This window comes from Clavibacter lycopersici, assembly GCF_003576405.1.
Lineage (GTDB): Bacteria > Actinomycetota > Actinomycetes > Actinomycetales > Microbacteriaceae > Clavibacter > Clavibacter lycopersici.
Map to the genome: position 1 here is coordinate 1 of NZ_QWGT01000038.1, position 15,844 is coordinate 15,844.

Sequence of the window (15,844 nt, forward strand, 5' to 3'; positions counted from 1 at the left end):
CGCGCGGGATCCCGCGGGGGCGCGGACGCCGGAGGCGGATCGGCCGCGCGCGGGCTGCGTGGCGCGGGCGGGTGCGGGGGATCCGGCACCTAGCATGGAGCCCGTGAATCCCGACACCCCTGCACTCGTCGGCCTCGTGATGGGCTCCGACTCCGACTGGAACGTGATGGAGAAGGCGTCCCTCGCGCTCGACGCCCTCGGCATCGCCCACGAGGTCGAGGTGCTCTCCGCGCACCGGACGCCCGAGCGCATGATCGCGTACGGGCAGACCGCGCGCGAGCGGGGGATCCGCGTGATCGTCGCGGGTGCCGGCGGCGCCGCGCACCTGCCCGGCATGATCGCCTCGGTCACCACCCTTCCCGTCATCGGCGTGCCCGTGCCGCTTTCGACCCTCGACGGCATGGACTCGCTCCTGTCGATCGTGCAGATGCCCGCGGGCGTCCCCGTCGCCACCGTCTCCATCGGCGGCGCGGAGAACGCCGGGCTCCTCGCCGCGCGCATCCTCTCCACCTCCGACGACCGCATCGCGGACGCCCTCGCACGCCACCGCGCCGAGCTCGCCGAGCTCGTGGAGCGGAAGAACGCGGCGCTCCAGCAGAAGGTCTCGTCGCGCGCGTGAGCCTCACCCAGCCCATCCGGCACCCCGACAGCCGGTCCCCGCGCATCATGACCACGCGGGCCTGGTGGCTCGTCGCGCTGAACGTCCTCATACCGGGATCCGCCCAGGTCCTCGCCGGGAACCGCCGCCTCGGCCGCATCGGCCTCGCCTCGACGCTCGCCGTGTGGGCGCTCGCCGTCGTGGTCGGCGGCCTCGCGCTCTTCGCGCGCGGCGCGCTCATCCAGCTGGTGTCCCAGGAGTGGCTGCTCGTCGTCATCCAGGCCCTCCTCGCGGCCTACGCCGTGCTGTGGGCGGTGCTCGCCCTCGACACGCTGCGGCTGGCGCGCATCGTCCGCGCCGCGCCCCGGGCCCGCCCGATCATCGCGGCGCTCTCGGTCCTGCTCATGGTGGGCACCGCCGGATCCGCGGGCTACGCCGCCTACATCGTCGGCGTCGGCCGCGGCGCCCTCGGCGGCATCTTCGGGGACTACGCCACCGAGGCGCCCGTCGACGGTCGCTACAACATCATGCTGCTGGGCGGCGACGCCGGCAGCGACCGCGCGGGCCTCCGTCCCGACAGCATCACCGTGGTCAGCATCGACGCCGACACCGGGCGCGCGACCATGGTCGGCCTCCCGCGCGACATGGAGAAGGTGCCGTTCTCCGACGGCTCGCCCCTCCAGAAGCGCTACCCGAACGGCTACCAGCGCTGCGACGTGGACGCCTGCATGCTCAACTCGATCTACACCGAGGTCGAGGTCTACAAGGAGGACCTCTACCCCGATGCGAAGGAGAAGGGCAGCCTCCCCGGGATCGAGGCGATGCGCGAGGCGGTCGAGGGCGTCACGGGGCTCACGATCCAGTACTACGCGCTCATCGACATGCAGGGCTTCTCCGACATGGTGGACGCGCTCGGCGGCATCGACATCGACGTGAAGCGCCGCATCGGCATGGGCTCGGGCCACGACGATCAGTTCCGGCCGGTGCCCATCCCCGAGTGGATCGAGCCCGGCCAGCAGAAGCTCGACGGGTACCACGCGCTCTGGTACGCGCGATCCCGCTACCAGACCACGGACTACGACCGCATGTCGCGCCAGCGCGAGGTGCAGCAGGCGGTGCTGAAGCAGTTCGACCCCGCCAACGTGCTCACCAAGTTCGACGCGATCGCCGAGGCCGGCCAGCAGGTGGTGAAGACCGACATCCCGCGCGGCATGCTCGGCTACTTCACGCAGCTCGCGCTGAAGACGAAGGACCAGCCCATCGACGACCTGGAGATCGTGCCGCCGCGGTTCGACTCGCAGAAGCCCGACTTCCCGGCCATCCGCCAGGCGATCCAGGACCAGTTCGCGAACGGGTCCGCGGGCTGACCCGCGTCCCTCCCGCGGACGACGAGAGGCCGGCCACCCTGAGGGGTGGCCGGCCTCTCGTCAGCGGAAGCGGATCAGGAGCTGACGTCCACCCGCGTCGACCCGTTCATGAGGCGCTGCCATCCGGCGTTGAGCGCGCCCTGCTTCATGTCTGCGTTGCCGCCGGACACGACCCCGACGAGGTCGCCGGTGAGCAGGAACTGCGTCGTGTTCGGACCGGCGACGACGCTCCATCCGGCGTTGAGGGCGCCGTCCTTGACGCTCAGCATGCCCTTGGAGACGACGCCGATGCGGGTGCCGCCCAGCTCGATGTCGGTCGCGTCGGTGGTCTGCTGGTCCCAGCCGGCGTTGGTCGCGCCCTGCTTGACCGAGGCCCGGCCTTGCGCGTCGATGATGCCGATCCGGTCGCCCGAGATCGCCACGTCGATCCCGTCGGCCACGTGATCCCAGCCGGCGTTGAGCGCGCCCTCCTTGACCTGGATCCGGCCGGTCGTCTCGCGGACAGCGATGCGCGTCCCGCTCAGCTCCGCCTGGGCGACGCTGGTGGCCACGACGTCCCAGCCCGCGTTGAGGGGACCTTCCTTGACGCTGAAGCGGTTGGCCGTGTCGACGACGCCGATGCGGGAGCCGTCGAGGACGATCTCCTTCGCGCCGCGGTCGACCATGACCTGCCAGCCGGCGTTGGTCGCGCCCTGCTTGACCGACGCCTTCCCGTCGAAGTCGACGATGCCGATGCGGTCACCCGCCAGGTCGAAGGATGCGACGCGCGTCGCGACGACGGACCAGCCGGCGTTGAGCGCGTTCTCCTTCACGGAGAGCGTGCCGTCGGGGCTGAGCGACCCGATGCGCAGCGCCGCGGTGCTGGTGCCCCCGAGGCCGGGGAAGTCATAGCCGATGGCGGTGCCCCGCGTCACCGTCTTCCCGCAGCCGAAGTAGGCGTTGAGGCCGCGCTGCTGGACGCCCTCCTTGATCACCTCGAAGTGCAGGTGCGTGCCCGTGCTGGCGCCCGTGTTGCCCATGACGCCGATCTGCTGGCCCTTGCTGACCGTCTGTCCGCTGCGGACGCTGAAGGATGCCAGGTGCGCGTACACGGTCGTGAAGCTGGCATCGTGGCCGATGCTCACGAAGTTGCCGTAGGACTTGCCGTTGTTCCCGGCGAAGGTCACCGTCCCGGCCGCGGCGGCGAGGATCGGCCCGCCCCCGTTGTTGGCGATGTCGATGCCGGAGTGCGCCGGCGGCTCGTCGTAGGCGGTGCAGTAGCCCCCGTAGTACCCCGTGACGCTGCCGGTCGCCGGGACGATCATCGCGCCCTGCGCGGCGTTCGCCGGTGCGGCGGACACCAGCCCCATCACGGCCATCGCGACGGCAGCCGTCATGGCGGCCAGCGTCGTGCTTCTTCTCTTCATCGAGTCGTGCTCCCCCTGTAGGCGGGCCCGAGCGGGCCCAGGTGACCTTCCCGTAGGGCCCGCGCGGGCGCATCGACCCACTACTGGGGGTCCGGCCCGGGAAGCGCGCGTCGGGCGCCGGATCCGCAGGGGAACCGGGATCCGCGGCATGAGCACGGCAGGCCCGGGACGTGCACGTCGGCATTTGTGCGGGTTGCCGCGAGACGACGGCGTGCCCTACTGTCATGGCCCTCCCGCATCCATCCGCGCGCGGGGACCGCGCCGGCGCCGGCTACAGGTCGGCGTGCAGCTGCCAGACCTTCTCGGCGGAGTCGCGCCAGCTGAACGCGCGGGCGCGGTCCTGGCCGACGACGGCGAGGCGCTCGCGCGCGGGGGTGTCCGACAGCAGGCCGCCGATGGCCTCGGCGAGGCGCAGCGGGTAGCCGTCGGCGTCCTCGCGGGGTACCACGACGCCGGCATCGGCCGCGACCTCGAGCAGGGCCGGCGCGTCCGAGTGGACCACGGGCGTGCCGAAGGACAGCGCCTCCACGACCGGCAGGCCGAAGCCCTCCGAGAGGCTGGGGTGCACGAAGACCGTGGCGCGGTCGAGCGCGACGGCGAGGTCGGCGTCGGTGAGGGATCCGAGGCTGCGGACGCGCGACGGGTCGACGCCCGCCTCGTCGGCCACCTGCGCCAGCTCGACGTCGCCCCACGTCGCCGGACCGACGATGAGGAGCGGCAGCTCTCCCGTCTCGGGCCGCGCCAGCGCCTGCACGAGCGCCTGCACGCCCTTGCGCGGCTCGAGGCTCCCGACGGTGAGCAGGTAGTCGGCCGGCAGGGCGAGCTCCGCGGCGCGCGCGGCCGGGTCGTCGGGCAGGGCGATGCGCGGGCTGACGGCGCCGCCGATCACCCGCACCCGGTCGCCCAGGTCGACGTAGCGCGCGAGCTCCTCGGCCAGCGCGTGCGACGGCACCACGATGGCGTCGGCGTGCTTGCGGGCGCGCTTGGCCATGGCCTTCGTCCAGGAGACGGAGGCGCTCGTCATGCTCTCGGGGTGCGTCCACGCGTTGACGTCGTGGATGGTGGCGACGATCTGGTCGTTCGTGTTGACGCGGTCGTGGCGGCGCAGCGGGGCGAGGAGGCCGGGCGCGTGGACCATGCCGGTCGTGCCGGGCGTCGGGAGCCCCAGCTGCCAGGCGCGGGAGAGCTCGCGGCGGGGGAGCGGGACGCGCGTGATGCGGGCGAGGCCCGGAAGGCGCTGCTCGAGGTCGGCCGTCTGCTCCGGGGTGATGGCGGAGACCACGCCCTCGACCTCGCAGCCGCTCGGGGTCGTGGCGACGATCGCGCTCGTCAGGTCCTCGGCGTAGCGGCCGATGCCGCCGGGCGTGGGTCCGGTCAGCTGGTCGATGATCACGCGCAGCGTGGTGGTCACGGTCCTCCATCGCGCGGGTGTCGGGTCGGCCCGCGGGAGGACCATCGTACCGGCGCCGCCCCCGGTGACCCGGGAGGGCGCGGCGCGTGCGGGTCAGCTCCGGCGCATCATCTCGACCGCGTCCTTGGACGGGCCGTCGAACGCGACCTTCCCGGACTGGATGAGGATCCCGCGCTCGCAGAGGTCCGACACCATGTCGAGGTCGTGGCTCACGACCACGAGCGTCTTGCCCGCGTCGTGCAGCTCGCGGATCTTCGCGAGGCACTTGCGCTGGAACGGCTCGTCGCCGACGGAGAGGATCTCGTCCACCAGCAGGATGTCGACCTCGGTGTGGATCGCGACCGAGAACGCCAGGCGGAGGAACATGCCCGAGGAGTAGTGCTTGACCTCGGTGTCGATGAACTTCTCGATCTCGCTGAACTCGACGATCTGGTCGAAGCGCGCGTCGATCTCGTGCTGCTCCATGCCGAGGATCGCGGCGTTGAGGTAGATGTTCTCGCGGCCGGAGAGGTCGGGGTGGAAGCCCGCGCCCACCTCGATGAGGCCGGCGATGCGGCCGCGCGCGAGCACCTCGCCGCTGTCGGGCTGGTAGACGCCCGATATGAGCTTGAGCAGCGTCGACTTGCCGGACCCGTTGAACCCCATGAGCGCGACCGACTCGCCGGGCCGCACCTGGAAGCTCACGTCCTCCAGCGCGTCGAAGGTCGACGCGAGCGGCTTCCGCCGGACGGCCGCGATGACCGTCTCCTTGATGGAGTGCGTGTGGCGGAGGAGGAACGACTTGCGCACGTTCTCCACGATGATGCGCGGGAGCGCGTCCGACTCAGAGGTCCTGGGCAAAGCGCCCCTCCAGCTTCTTGAAGACGAGCTGCCCGAGCAGGAGGCTCAGGAGCGAGACGCCGAGGGCGATGAAGCCGTACATCCAGAGGTTCTCGGGCAGGTCGCCCGTGCCTCCCGTCGTCGGGTACCAGAAGCCGGCGTGGAAGAGCTCGACGGCGGCCGTGACCGGGTTGAGCTGGTACACGACGAGGAGCCAATCCGGCAGGACGTCGCGCACCTGCGCGAAGGGGTAGAGCACGGGCGACGCCCACACCACGACCATGACGATCAGCTCGACGAAGTTCTGCGAGTCGCGGAACGACACGTTGGCCGCGCCGAAGAGCATGCCGAGGCCGATGGCGAGGATGCCGATGATGGCGACGCCGAGCAGGACGCCGAGGACCTGCACGGGCGTCGGCGACCAGCCCACGATGAGGCACACCACCAGCAGGATCACGAGCTGCGGCAGGAAGTTGACCAGCGCCACGAACGTGCTCGACACCGGGAACAGCTCGCGCGGGAGGTAGATCTTCTTGATCAGCGCCCCGTTGTCCACGAGCGACTTCGTGGAGTTGGAGAACGCCTCCGTGTAGAAGTTGATGAGGATGATCCCGGAGAACAGGTAGATGGGGTAGTTCACCTGGTTCTGGTTGAGCCGCAGGAACACGCCCATCGCCACGAAGAACACCGCGAACTGCGCCGCCGGCTTCACGTACGACCAGAGCCACCCGAGCACGGATCCGCGGTACCTGACCTGCACCTCCTTCTTCACGAGGAGGGAGAGGAGGTAGCGGCGGCGGTACACGTCCAGGAGCCCCGCGCCCGTGCCGGGCCTCGAGAACTCCCGGGACTGGGAACTCGTCATGCTCGACACGTCGGTGGTGCCCTTCGGACTGCGTGGGGCTCGCGCGGGGCGCGGAGCGGGATCGGTGACGGCGTCCGGGATCGGACCGGACACGAGTGTAACCGTCAGCGCGCCCGAAGGACGCCGTGCCCGGCGGCGTCGGACAGCGCCTCGCGCCAGTCGCGCATGGGCGCCAGGCCCACGCGGGCCCATGCGTCGTGCCCGAGCACGGAGTACGCGGGCCGGGGAGCGGGGCGCACGAACGAGGCGCTGTCGGTGGGGCGCACGCGCTCGGGATCCAGACCCGCCTCGGCGAAGACGGCGCGCGCCAGGTCGTACCAGGTCGTCTCCCCGGTCGCGGTGCCGTGGAACACGCCAGCGGGAGCGCCGGCGTCCACGAGCTCCACGATGCGTGCCGCGAGGTCGACCGTCCAGGTCGGCTGGCCGCGCTGGTCGTCGACCACCGTGACCGTGTCGTGCGACGCGGCGAGCCGCAGCATCGTCGCCGGGAACGAGGGACCGCCTGCGCCGTAGAGCCACGCGGTGCGGACGACGCTCGCGCCCTCCGGGTGGCCGTCGAGCACCAGCCGCTCGCCCTCGGCCTTGGTGCGGCCGTAGGCGGAGACGGGCGCGTGCGGGGCGTCCTCCGGGTACGGGGTCGTCGCGGATCCGTCGAAGACGTAGTCGGTGGAGACGTGCACGATTCGGGCACCGGCCTCGGCGGCGGCGCGCGCGAGGACGCCGGCGCCCGTCGCGTTGATCGCCCGGGCCTCGTCCTCGTGCTCCTCGGCCGCGTCGACCGCGGTGTACGCGGCGAGGTTCACGACCACGTCGTGACCCGCGACGGCCGCGCGCACGGCAGCCTCGTCGGTGATGTCGAGCTCGGCGCGCGCCGGCGCCGTCACGTCGTGCGCGGCGAGGGCCGGGACGAGATCCTGGCCGAGCATGCCGCGGCCGCCGGTGACGAGGACGCGGCTCATGCGGGCAGCTCGGCGCGGGCCTTCAGCGGCTCCCACCACGCGCGGTTGTCCCGGTACCACTGCACGACGTCGGCCAGGCCCTGCTCGAACGGCACCTGCGGGGCGTAGCCGAGCTCGCGCTGGATCTTGGAGATGTCGACGGAGTAGCGCAGGTCGTGGCCCTTGCGGTCCTCGACGCGGTCGACGTACGACCAGTCCCGGCCGGTGGCGTCGAGCAGCAGCTGCGTGAGCTCGCGGTTGGTGAGCTCGGTGCCGCCGCCGATGTTGTAGATCTCGCCGGGCGCGCCCTGCACGAGCACGAGCGCGATGCCGCGGCAGTGGTCGTCGACGTGCAGCCAGTCGCGGATGTTGAGGCCCTCGCCGTAGAGCGGCACGTGCCTGTCGTCGATGAGGTTCGTGACGAACAGCGGGATGACCTTCTCGGGGAAGTGGTACGGCCCGTAGTTGTTCGAGCAGCGCGTGATCGACACGTTCAGCCCGTGCGTGCGGTGGTACGAGCGGGCGAGCAGGTCGCTGCCGGCCTTCGACGCGGAGTAGGGGGAGTTGGGTTCGAGCGGCCGAGACTCGTCCCACGACCCCTCGGCGATGGATCCGTACACCTCGTCGGTCGAGACGTGCACGAAGCGCTTGAGGTCGTGGCGGAGCGCGGCGTCGAGGAGCTTCTGCGTGCCGAGGACGTTGGTCTCGACGAAGATGCTCGCGTCGCGCACCGAGCGGTCGACGTGGCTCTCGGCGGCGAAGTGCACGACCGCGTCGACCTGGGGGATCCACTCGTCGAGGACGGCGTCGTCGCGGATGTCGCCGTGGACGAACGTGCACCGCGGCGAGTCGCTGACGGCGGCCAGGTTCTCGAGGTTGCCGGAATAGGTGAGCGCGTCCAGCACCACGACGTCGGCGCCCTCGAGCCCGGCGTAGTGGTCGGCGAGCGTGTGGCGCACGAAGTTCGAGCCGATGAAGCCGGCGCCGCCGGTCACGAGGATCCTCATGGGGGATACGTCCTGTCGTCGGGGGAGCCGGAGGGGTGGGCCGGCGTCGATGGGCCGGCGCGTTCGGGCGCCCGGCGCTCGATCCTATCGAGCGGGCGCCGCACGACGGGCGGCCGCCGTACCCCGCATCAGGGGTGCGCGCAGCCCGGCGGAGGAGGATGGGCGCGTGCCCGCACCCCGCCCCCTCGCCCGCCTGCGCGGCCTGCTCGACGACCGGCGCGTGCGGTTCCTCCTCGTCGGCGGCTTCAACACCGTGTTCGCCTTCGCGCTCTTCGCCGCGCTGGAGGCCACCGCGGGTCGCGCCCTCGACGACGCCGGGCAGCCGATCGCCGGATCCCTCGTGCCGCTCCTCGGCAGCTACGCCGTCGCGATCCTCGCGGCCTTCGCCCTGTACCGCCGCCTGGTGTTCCGCGTGCGGGGCCACGTCCTGCGCGACCTCGGCAGGTTCGTGTCCGTCTACCTCGTCTCCATCACCCTGAACGCCGTCCTCCTGCCGGTGCTGGTGGCGGTCGGCGTGCCGCGGCTCGGGGCGCAGGCGCTGCTCGTGGTCGTGATCACGGTCATCAGCTACGTGGGCCACGGGCGCTTCTCGTTCCGCAGGCCCACCCCCGGAGAGGGGGAGCCTGGCGGCGATCCGGTCCACCCGGGCGCCCGAGGCGCGCGCTGACCCGTCGCTAGGCTACGGATCGTGCAGATCCGAGAGCTCGCCGTACCCGACGCCTACGAGCTGACCCCCGTCCAGCGGACCGACGACCGGGGCGTCTTCCTCGAGTGGTACCGGTTCGACGAGATCCAGGAGGCGGTCGGCCACCCGCTCGACCTCCGCCAGGCGAACATGAGCGTGTCCAAGCGCGGCGTCGTCCGCGGCGTGCACTTCGCCGACGTGCCGCGCGGCCAGGCGAAGCACGTGAAGGCCGTCTCCGGCGCCGTGCTCGACTTCGTCGTCGACATCCGCGTGGGATCCCCGACCTTCGGGCAGTGGGACAGCGTGCGGCTCGACACCGAGACCCACAAGGCCGTCTACATCTCCGAGGGCCTCGGCCACTGCTTCGTGGCCCTCACCGCCGACGCGGCCGTCACCTACCTCGTGAGCGACACCTACAACCCGTCGGCCGAGCACGGCATCACGCCGCTCGACCCCGACCTCGACCTCCGGTTCCCCGAGGAGGCGGGCGAGCCGCTCCTGTCCCCGAAGGACCTCGAGGCCCCGACGCTCGCCGAGGCGGCGGCCGCCGGACTCCTCCCCACCTGGTCGGACATGCGCGCCTTCCACGACTCCCAGAAGGCGAGCTGACCATGAAGGGCATCATCCTGGCCGGCGGTTCCGGCACGCGGCTCTGGCCGATCACGAAGGGCATCAGCAAGCAGCTGATGCCGATCTACGACAAGCCGATGGTCTACTACCCCCTGTCGACGCTGATGATGGCGGGCATCCGCGAGGTGCTCATCATCACGACGCCCGAGTACAACGACCAGTTCCGGGCCCTGCTCGGCGACGGCTCGCACCTCGGCATGCGCATCGAGTACGCCGTGCAGCCCTCGCCCGACGGCCTCGCGCAGGCATTCGTCATCGGCGAGGAGTTCATCGGCGACGACTCGGTGGCGCTGGTGCTCGGCGACAACATCTTCCACGGCGCCGGCCTCGGCACGAGCCTCAGGAAGAACACCGGGATCGACGGCGCGCTGATCTTCGCGTACCACGTGGCCGATCCCACGGCCTACGGCGTGGTCGAGTTCGACGACGACTTCACGGCGGTCTCCATCGAGGAGAAGCCCGCGCAGCCCAAGAGCGCGTACGCGGTGCCCGGCCTCTACTTCTTCGACAACGACGTGGTCGAGATCGCCAAGGGCATCCAGCCGAGCGAGCGCGGCGAGCTGGAGATCACGGCCGTCAACGACCACTACCTGCAGGCGGGACGCCTCCGCGTCCAGGTGCTCGACCGCGGCACCGCGTGGCTCGACACGGGCACGTTCGAGAGCATGATGCAGGCATCCGAGTACGTGAAGGTCATCGAGGACCGCCAGGGCTTCAAGATCGGCTGCATCGAGGAGATCGCGTACCGCGCCGGGTGGATCGACCGTGAGGCCCTGGAGGCGCTCGCGGCTCCGCTGATCAAGAGCGGGTACGGCAGCTACCTCGCGGCGCTCGCGGCGTCGGCCGACCGGCAGGGCTGACCGACCGCCCCGTGCGCCCCCGCTACCATCGGGGGAGCCCGGCGCGCCCCGGCCGATCCGAGCCGCCAGGAGGGCGTCGGGGTCCGGTCGGCGCATGCGCGCCCGGACCACGATCGAGGGGAAGACCGGATGCCGTCCGACGTGAGCCGCAGCGACCGCATCGTCGCCGTGGTCGTGGCCTTCGACCGCCGCGAGCTCGTGCAGGAGACCCTGGCCGCGCTGGCGGCGCAGACGACGGCACCCCATGCGGTCGTGGTCGTCGACAACGCGTCGTCCGACGGGACCGCTGGCGTGATCCGCGAGCGGTTCCCCTCCGCCGACCTCGTCGTCCTGCCGCGCAACACGGGCGGCGCCGGCGGCTTCACGGTCGGCATCGCCCGCGCCCTCGCCGTGCACGACGCCGACGCGGTCTGGCTGATGGACGACGACACGATCCCCGATCCCGGTGCCCTCGCCGCCCTCGTCGCGACGCGCCGCACGGCGCCGCACGGCACCGTGCTCCTCGCCTCGGCCGTGCGCTGGGTCGACGGCCGGCCGCACCCCATGAACACGCCGCGCGTCCGACCCGGCGCCTCCCGCTCCTCCATCCGCCGCGCCGCGGAGCAGGGCGCCTACCCGGTCCGCAGCGCCTCGTTCGTCTCGCTGCTCATCGAGGCCGACGCGGTGCGGCAGCACGGCCTCCCCGTGGCCGACTACTTCCTCTGGAACGACGACTTCGAGTACAGCACCCGGCTCCTCCGCCGAGGCCGCGGCTTCGTCAGCTCGGCGAGCACCGTCGAGCACCGCACGCGCACCTTCGGGGCCGCGGACGTGGATCCCGGCGCGCGGTTCTTCTACGAGGTCCGCAACAAGGCGTGGCTGATGCGGCTGTCGCCCTCGCTCACGGCCGTCGAGCGCGTGCTCTACACGGCTGCCGCGCTCCGGTCGTGGATCCGCACGATCGCCCGGTCCGGCGATCGGCGCCTCCTCGCATCCGGCCTGGTCCGCGGACTGCGGTCGGGGCTCCTCACGCGGCCGCGGCCGAACGTCGAGGTCCTCGCCGGGCTCGGCGCCGCGAGCGACGACGTGGCGCGCGTCGAGGCGGACGCGGGGGCGCGCGCGTGACGGAGCCCTTCTCCCTGCTCCTCCCCGTGTACTCGGGCGACAAGCCGGACTACTTCGTGCGTGCGTTCCGCAGCTCCGTCGACCAGCAGACGCTGCGTCCGGACCAGGTCGTCGTCGTCCAGGACGGGCCGATCTCCACCGCCCTCGCCCGCGCCGTGGACGATGCCGTCGCCTCGTCGCCCGTCGAGGCGTCCGTCGTGCGCCTCGCCCGCAACGTGGGCCTCGCCCACGCGCTCGAACGGGGGCTCGACGCCTGCGCCCACGACGTGGTCGCGCGCATGGACGCCGACGACATCTCCCTGCCCGAGCGCTTCGCCCGCCAGCTCGAGCTGATGGGCACGGGGCTCGACCTCGTGGGCACGGGGATGTACGAGTTCGCCGACGAGTTCGGCACCATCGTCGGGACGCGCACGCCCCCCACCGGGGCGGCGCGCATCGGCGGCTACGCCCGGTTCCACGACCCCTTCAACCACCCGACCGTCGTCTACCGCCGTTCCGCGGTGCGCGCCGCGGGCGGCTACATCGACATCGGGCTGATGGAGGACTACTACCTCTTCGCCCGGATGGTGCAGGCGGGCGCGCGCGTGGAGAACATCCCCGAGCCCCTCGTGATGTACCGCGTGAGCGACGGCGCCTACGCGCGTCGCGGCGGCCTCTCCCAGCTGCGGGCGGAGCTCCGCCTCCAGCGGGAGTTCCGGCGGCGGCGGTTCACCACGCCGTACCAGGCGGTCCGCAACGTCGCGATCCGCGGCGGATACCGCCTGGTTCCCGAGCGCCTGCGCCGCTGGGCGTACGGACGCGTCTTCGCCGGGGGCTCCGGCGCGGGTCGCAGCACCCCCTGATCCGGGAGGGTACCCTTGAGCCGTCGCGACGCGACGACCCCCCAAGACACGAAAAGGACCCCTCCTCCATGGCCCATGACCTCGTAGTAGTCGGATCCGGATTCTTCGGCCTCACGATCGCGGAGCGGGTGGCGGAGGAGCTCGGCCTCCGGGTGCTGGTCATCGACCGCCGCGACCACATCGGCGGCAACGCCTACAGCGAGGCCGACCCGGAGACGGGCATCGAGGTCCACCGCTACGGGGCGCACCTCTTCCACACCTCCAACGAGCGGGTGTGGGAGTACGTCAACCGCTTCACGGAGTTCACGCCCTACGTGCACAAGGTGTACACGAACCACCGCGGCGAGGTCTTCCCGCTGCCTATCAACCTCGGCACCATCAACCAGTTCTTCCGCTCGGCGCACGGGCCGGAGGAGGCGCGGCGCCTCATCCAGGAGCAGGCGTCCGAGCTCGAGGCCGGCGACGCCCGCAACCTCGAGGAGAAGGGCATCAGCCTCATCGGCCGCCCGCTGTACGAGGCGTTCATCCGCGACTACACCGCGAAGCAGTGGCAGACGGATCCCACGGAGCTCCCCGCCGAGGTCATCTCCCGGCTCCCCGTCCGCTACGACTACGACAACCGCTACTTCAACGACAAGTACGAGGGCCTCCCCGTCGGCGGCTACACGGCGTGGATCGAGCGCATGGCCGACCACCCGAACATCGAGGTCCGGCTGAGCACCGACTTCTTCGACGACACCCAGGAGGTCACGAAGGCGTCGACCGTCGGCCGCGTCCCCGTCGTCTACACGGGCGCGATCGACCGCTACTTCGACTACGCCGAGGGCGCGCTCTCGTGGCGCACCCTCGACTTCGAGCGCGAGGTGCTGCCCGTCAAGGACCACCAGGGCACCCCGGTCATGAACTACGCCGACGCCGATGTGCCCTACACGCGCATCCACGAGTTCCGCCACTTCCACCCGGAGCGCGACTACCCCGAGGACAAGACGGTGATCATGCGCGAGTACTCGCGCTTCGCCGAGCGCGAGGACGAGCCGTACTACCCCGTCAACACCCCGGACGACCGCCAGGGCCTCCTGCGATATCGCGAGCTCGCCGCGGCGGAGGAGGGCGTCTTCTTCGGCGGACGCCTCGGCACCTACCAGTACCTCGACATGCACATGGCCATCGGGTCGGCGCTCACGATGTACGAGAACGTCCTCAAGCCGGTGCTCGCGCCGGCCGCGACGGAAGGATCCTGATCATGGCCGACGCGCTCATCGAGGCCACGGGCCGCGACGAGGCGCTGCTCCTGCAGCGCGTCATCTTCCCCACGGACCACGACCCGGACACCGTCCCGCTCTACGTCGACGCCGACTACTGGACGAGCATCCCCGTGGTCGACCGGCGCAAGCACGGCACGAACATGCAGGTCATCGACGCCGACCACGACCGCGCCGTCGTGCGCCTGTCCGACATCGGGATCCTGAGCGCGATGGACGGCGAGGGCGGCTTCCGCGTCCCGCACCGCCGCAAGGTCTCGTTCGGCACCTACTTCAACGCGTTCCCCGCCGCCTACTGGCGCGCGCACACGTCGCTCGAGGCTGTGGTGCTCGAGGTCATGACCGAGGGCCAGGGCCAGGTCATCGTGTACCGGTCCAACGCGCGCGGCGTCATCCAGAAGGTCGAGGGGCGCGTCCTCGACGGCGCCACCACGAGCACCTTCGAGCTGCCCTTCACGAACTTCGCCGACGGCGGCTGGTACTGGTTCGACCTCGTGGGCGAGGAGGCCGACCTCTCGCTCGTGCAGGCCGCGTGGTTCGCGCCCGAGGGCACCGTCACCCGGAACGGCTCTACGGGATCCGTGAGCCTCGCCGTCACGACGCTCAACCGCGCCGAGTACTGCGTGAAGCTGCTCACCGACATCGGCGCCAACGCCGAGGTCACTCGCCTCATCGACAACATCTTCGTGACCGACCAGGGCACGCAGAAGATCGTCGACCAGCCCGAGTTCCCGCGCGCCGAGGAGCTCCTCGGCGGACGCCTGCGCGTCATCGACCAGGCGAACCTCGGCGGATCAGGCGGCTTCTCGCGCGGCATGTACGAGACCCTGCAGGCCGGCGCGTCCGACTACGTGCTCGTGCTCGACGACGACATCACCATCGAGCCGGAGAGCATCCGCCGCGCGCTGAAGTTCGCCGACTTCGCGGTCAAGCCCACCATCGTCGGCGGCCACATGTTCGACATGTACGACAAGGGCAAGCTGCACGCGTACGCCGAGGGCTTCGACATGTGGAACTTCATGTGGGGCCCGGTCACGCCGACGCGCCACGACTTCCCCTCGTCGAACCTCCGCCAGACCCGCTGGATGCACCGCCGCGTCGACGCCGCGTACAACGGCTGGTGGATGTGCCTCATCCCGGTCGAGACGATCCGCGAGATCGGCCTGTCGCTGCCCGTGTTCATCAAGTGGGACGACGCCGAGTACGCGCTCCGCGCCCGCGAGCACGGCGTCCCGACGGTCACCCTGCCCGGTGCAGCCGTCTGGCACGTCTCCTGGGTGGACAAGGACGACTCGCAGGACTGGCAGGCGTTCTTCCACGCGCGCAACCGGCTCATCGTCGCGCTCCTGCACTCGCCGTTCCCGCGGGGCGGCCGGCTGCTCACGGCCAACCTCGCCACCGACGTGCGCCACCTCGTCTCCATGCAGTACTTCGCGCTGGCCGCGCGACACGAGGCGTACCGCAACATCCTCCGCGGGCCGCGCGGACTGCACCAGGACATGGTGACGCGCCTCGCCAAGACCCGGGAGCTCGCGAAGGGCTTCACCGACGGGGTCGCGATCAAGGACCGCGACGAGCTCCCCGCCGTCGAGGGGACGCTCGCCTCACGCCGCCGTCCGCGGCAGTACCGCGCGCCCAACGCCCTCACCCGGCCGATCTGGCTGGCCCGCGTCGTGCTCCGCCACGCCTTCACCCCCGTGAAGCCGGCCGCGCAGCACGCGCCCGAGGCGCACCTGGCGTTCGCGGACGCGCGCTGGTGGGTCGTCCCGAACTACGACAGCGTGCTCGTGTCCAACGCCGAGGGATCGGCGGCGCTGCTGCATCGGCGTGACCCGGCGACGTTCCGCAGGATGCTCGTCACGAGCATCGTGCTGCGGGCCCGGATCCTCGCGCGCTGGCCGCAGCTGCGCGCCGCGTACCGGGCGGCGCTGCCCCGGATCACGAGCGAGCGGGAGTGGGCGAAGAGCTTCGGCCTGACCCCGCCGCGCGACGGCCGCTGACCCACGACCCGGCACGGCCCGGCGCTCCGGCGCCGGGCCGTGCCGCGTCC

General features: G+C 71.5%; 15 protein-coding genes. 9 read left to right on the top strand and 6 right to left on the bottom strand.

What is annotated here, in order from left to right; all coding sequences use genetic code 11:
- Positions 1–94 precede the first annotated feature (94 nt).
- The gene (gene purE, locus DZG00_RS04455; protein ID WP_119455414.1) at positions 95–619 is read left to right on the top strand and encodes a 5-(carboxyamino)imidazole ribonucleotide mutase; all 525 of its coding nucleotides are present in this window, start codon (positions 95–97) and stop codon (positions 617–619) included.
- Positions 616–1,965, top strand: a complete 1,350-nt coding sequence (locus tag DZG00_RS04460; protein WP_119381145.1) for an LCP family protein — start codon at positions 616–618, stop codon at positions 1,963–1,965. The genes purE and DZG00_RS04460 overlap by 4 nt, the downstream gene beginning before the upstream one ends.
- Positions 1,966–2,039: 74 nt before the next feature.
- Here the strand turns inward: DZG00_RS04460 and DZG00_RS04465 are convergent, their stop codons facing one another.
- The 6 genes from DZG00_RS04465 to rfbB all read right to left on the bottom strand — a co-directional run bounded on the left by DZG00_RS04465 (position 2,040) and on the right by rfbB (position 8,411).
- Positions 2,040–3,371: a M23 family metallopeptidase gene (locus DZG00_RS04465; RefSeq protein ID WP_199688883.1), complete on the bottom strand. Its 1,332-nt coding sequence runs from the start codon at positions 3,369–3,371 to the stop codon at positions 2,040–2,042.
- Between the two features lie 271 nt (positions 3,372–3,642).
- Positions 3,643–4,782, bottom strand: coding sequence for a glycosyltransferase family 4 protein (locus DZG00_RS04470; RefSeq protein ID WP_119381144.1), 1,140 nt, complete (start codon positions 4,780–4,782; stop codon positions 3,643–3,645).
- Positions 4,783–4,875: 93 nt separating this feature from the next.
- On the bottom strand, positions 4,876–5,622 hold the full coding sequence (locus DZG00_RS04475) for an ABC transporter ATP-binding protein (RefSeq protein ID WP_119381143.1): 747 nt from the start codon (positions 5,620–5,622) through the stop codon (positions 4,876–4,878).
- Positions 5,606–6,475, bottom strand: a complete 870-nt coding sequence (locus DZG00_RS04480) for an ABC transporter permease (protein WP_119381147.1) — start codon at positions 6,473–6,475, stop codon at positions 5,606–5,608. Before DZG00_RS04480 ends, DZG00_RS04475 begins: the two co-directional genes overlap by 17 nt.
- Before the next feature lie 95 nt (positions 6,476–6,570).
- Complete coding sequence (gene rfbD / locus DZG00_RS04485; protein WP_119381142.1) at positions 6,571–7,425, bottom strand: dTDP-4-dehydrorhamnose reductase; 855 nt, start codon at positions 7,423–7,425, stop codon at positions 6,571–6,573.
- Positions 7,422–8,411 carry a dTDP-glucose 4,6-dehydratase gene (rfbB, locus tag DZG00_RS04490; RefSeq protein ID WP_119381141.1) on the bottom strand — a complete coding sequence of 330 codons (990 nt, stop codon included), beginning with the start codon at positions 8,409–8,411 and terminating at the stop codon, positions 7,422–7,424. The genes rfbD and rfbB overlap by 4 nt, the downstream gene beginning before the upstream one ends.
- Before the next feature lie 166 nt (positions 8,412–8,577).
- Between rfbB and DZG00_RS04495 the strand changes: the two genes are divergently transcribed.
- From DZG00_RS04495 to DZG00_RS04525, 7 genes are all read left to right on the top strand, one after another.
- A complete protein-coding gene (locus DZG00_RS04495; RefSeq protein WP_233548777.1) occupies positions 8,578–9,078 on the top strand; it encodes a GtrA family protein in 501 nt (166 codons plus the stop codon).
- A 21-nt stretch (positions 9,079–9,099) separates the two neighbouring features.
- Entirely contained in the window at positions 9,100–9,705 is a 606-nt protein-coding gene (locus tag DZG00_RS04500) for a dTDP-4-dehydrorhamnose 3,5-epimerase family protein (RefSeq protein WP_119381139.1), read from the top strand.
- 2 nt (positions 9,706–9,707) lie between these two features.
- Positions 9,708–10,586 (top strand): glucose-1-phosphate thymidylyltransferase RfbA, encoded by an 879-nt coding sequence (gene rfbA / locus DZG00_RS04505; RefSeq protein ID WP_119381138.1) that lies wholly within the window; start codon positions 9,708–9,710, stop codon positions 10,584–10,586.
- 141 nt (positions 10,587–10,727) lie between these two features.
- Positions 10,728–11,690: a glycosyltransferase gene (locus tag DZG00_RS04510; RefSeq protein WP_233548775.1), complete on the top strand. Its 963-nt coding sequence runs from the start codon at positions 10,728–10,730 to the stop codon at positions 11,688–11,690.
- Complete coding sequence (locus DZG00_RS04515) at positions 11,687–12,532, top strand: glycosyltransferase (RefSeq protein WP_119381136.1); 846 nt, start codon at positions 11,687–11,689, stop codon at positions 12,530–12,532. Before DZG00_RS04510 ends, DZG00_RS04515 begins: the two co-directional genes overlap by 4 nt.
- Positions 12,533–12,600: 68 nt before the next feature.
- Positions 12,601–13,773, top strand: a complete 1,173-nt coding sequence (gene glf / locus DZG00_RS04520; RefSeq protein WP_119381135.1) for a UDP-galactopyranose mutase — start codon at positions 12,601–12,603, stop codon at positions 13,771–13,773.
- A 2-nt stretch (positions 13,774–13,775) separates the two neighbouring features.
- The gene (locus tag DZG00_RS04525; RefSeq protein ID WP_119381134.1) at positions 13,776–15,794 is read left to right on the top strand and encodes a glycosyltransferase; all 2,019 of its coding nucleotides are present in this window, start codon (positions 13,776–13,778) and stop codon (positions 15,792–15,794) included.
- Positions 15,795–15,844 lie beyond the last annotated feature (50 nt).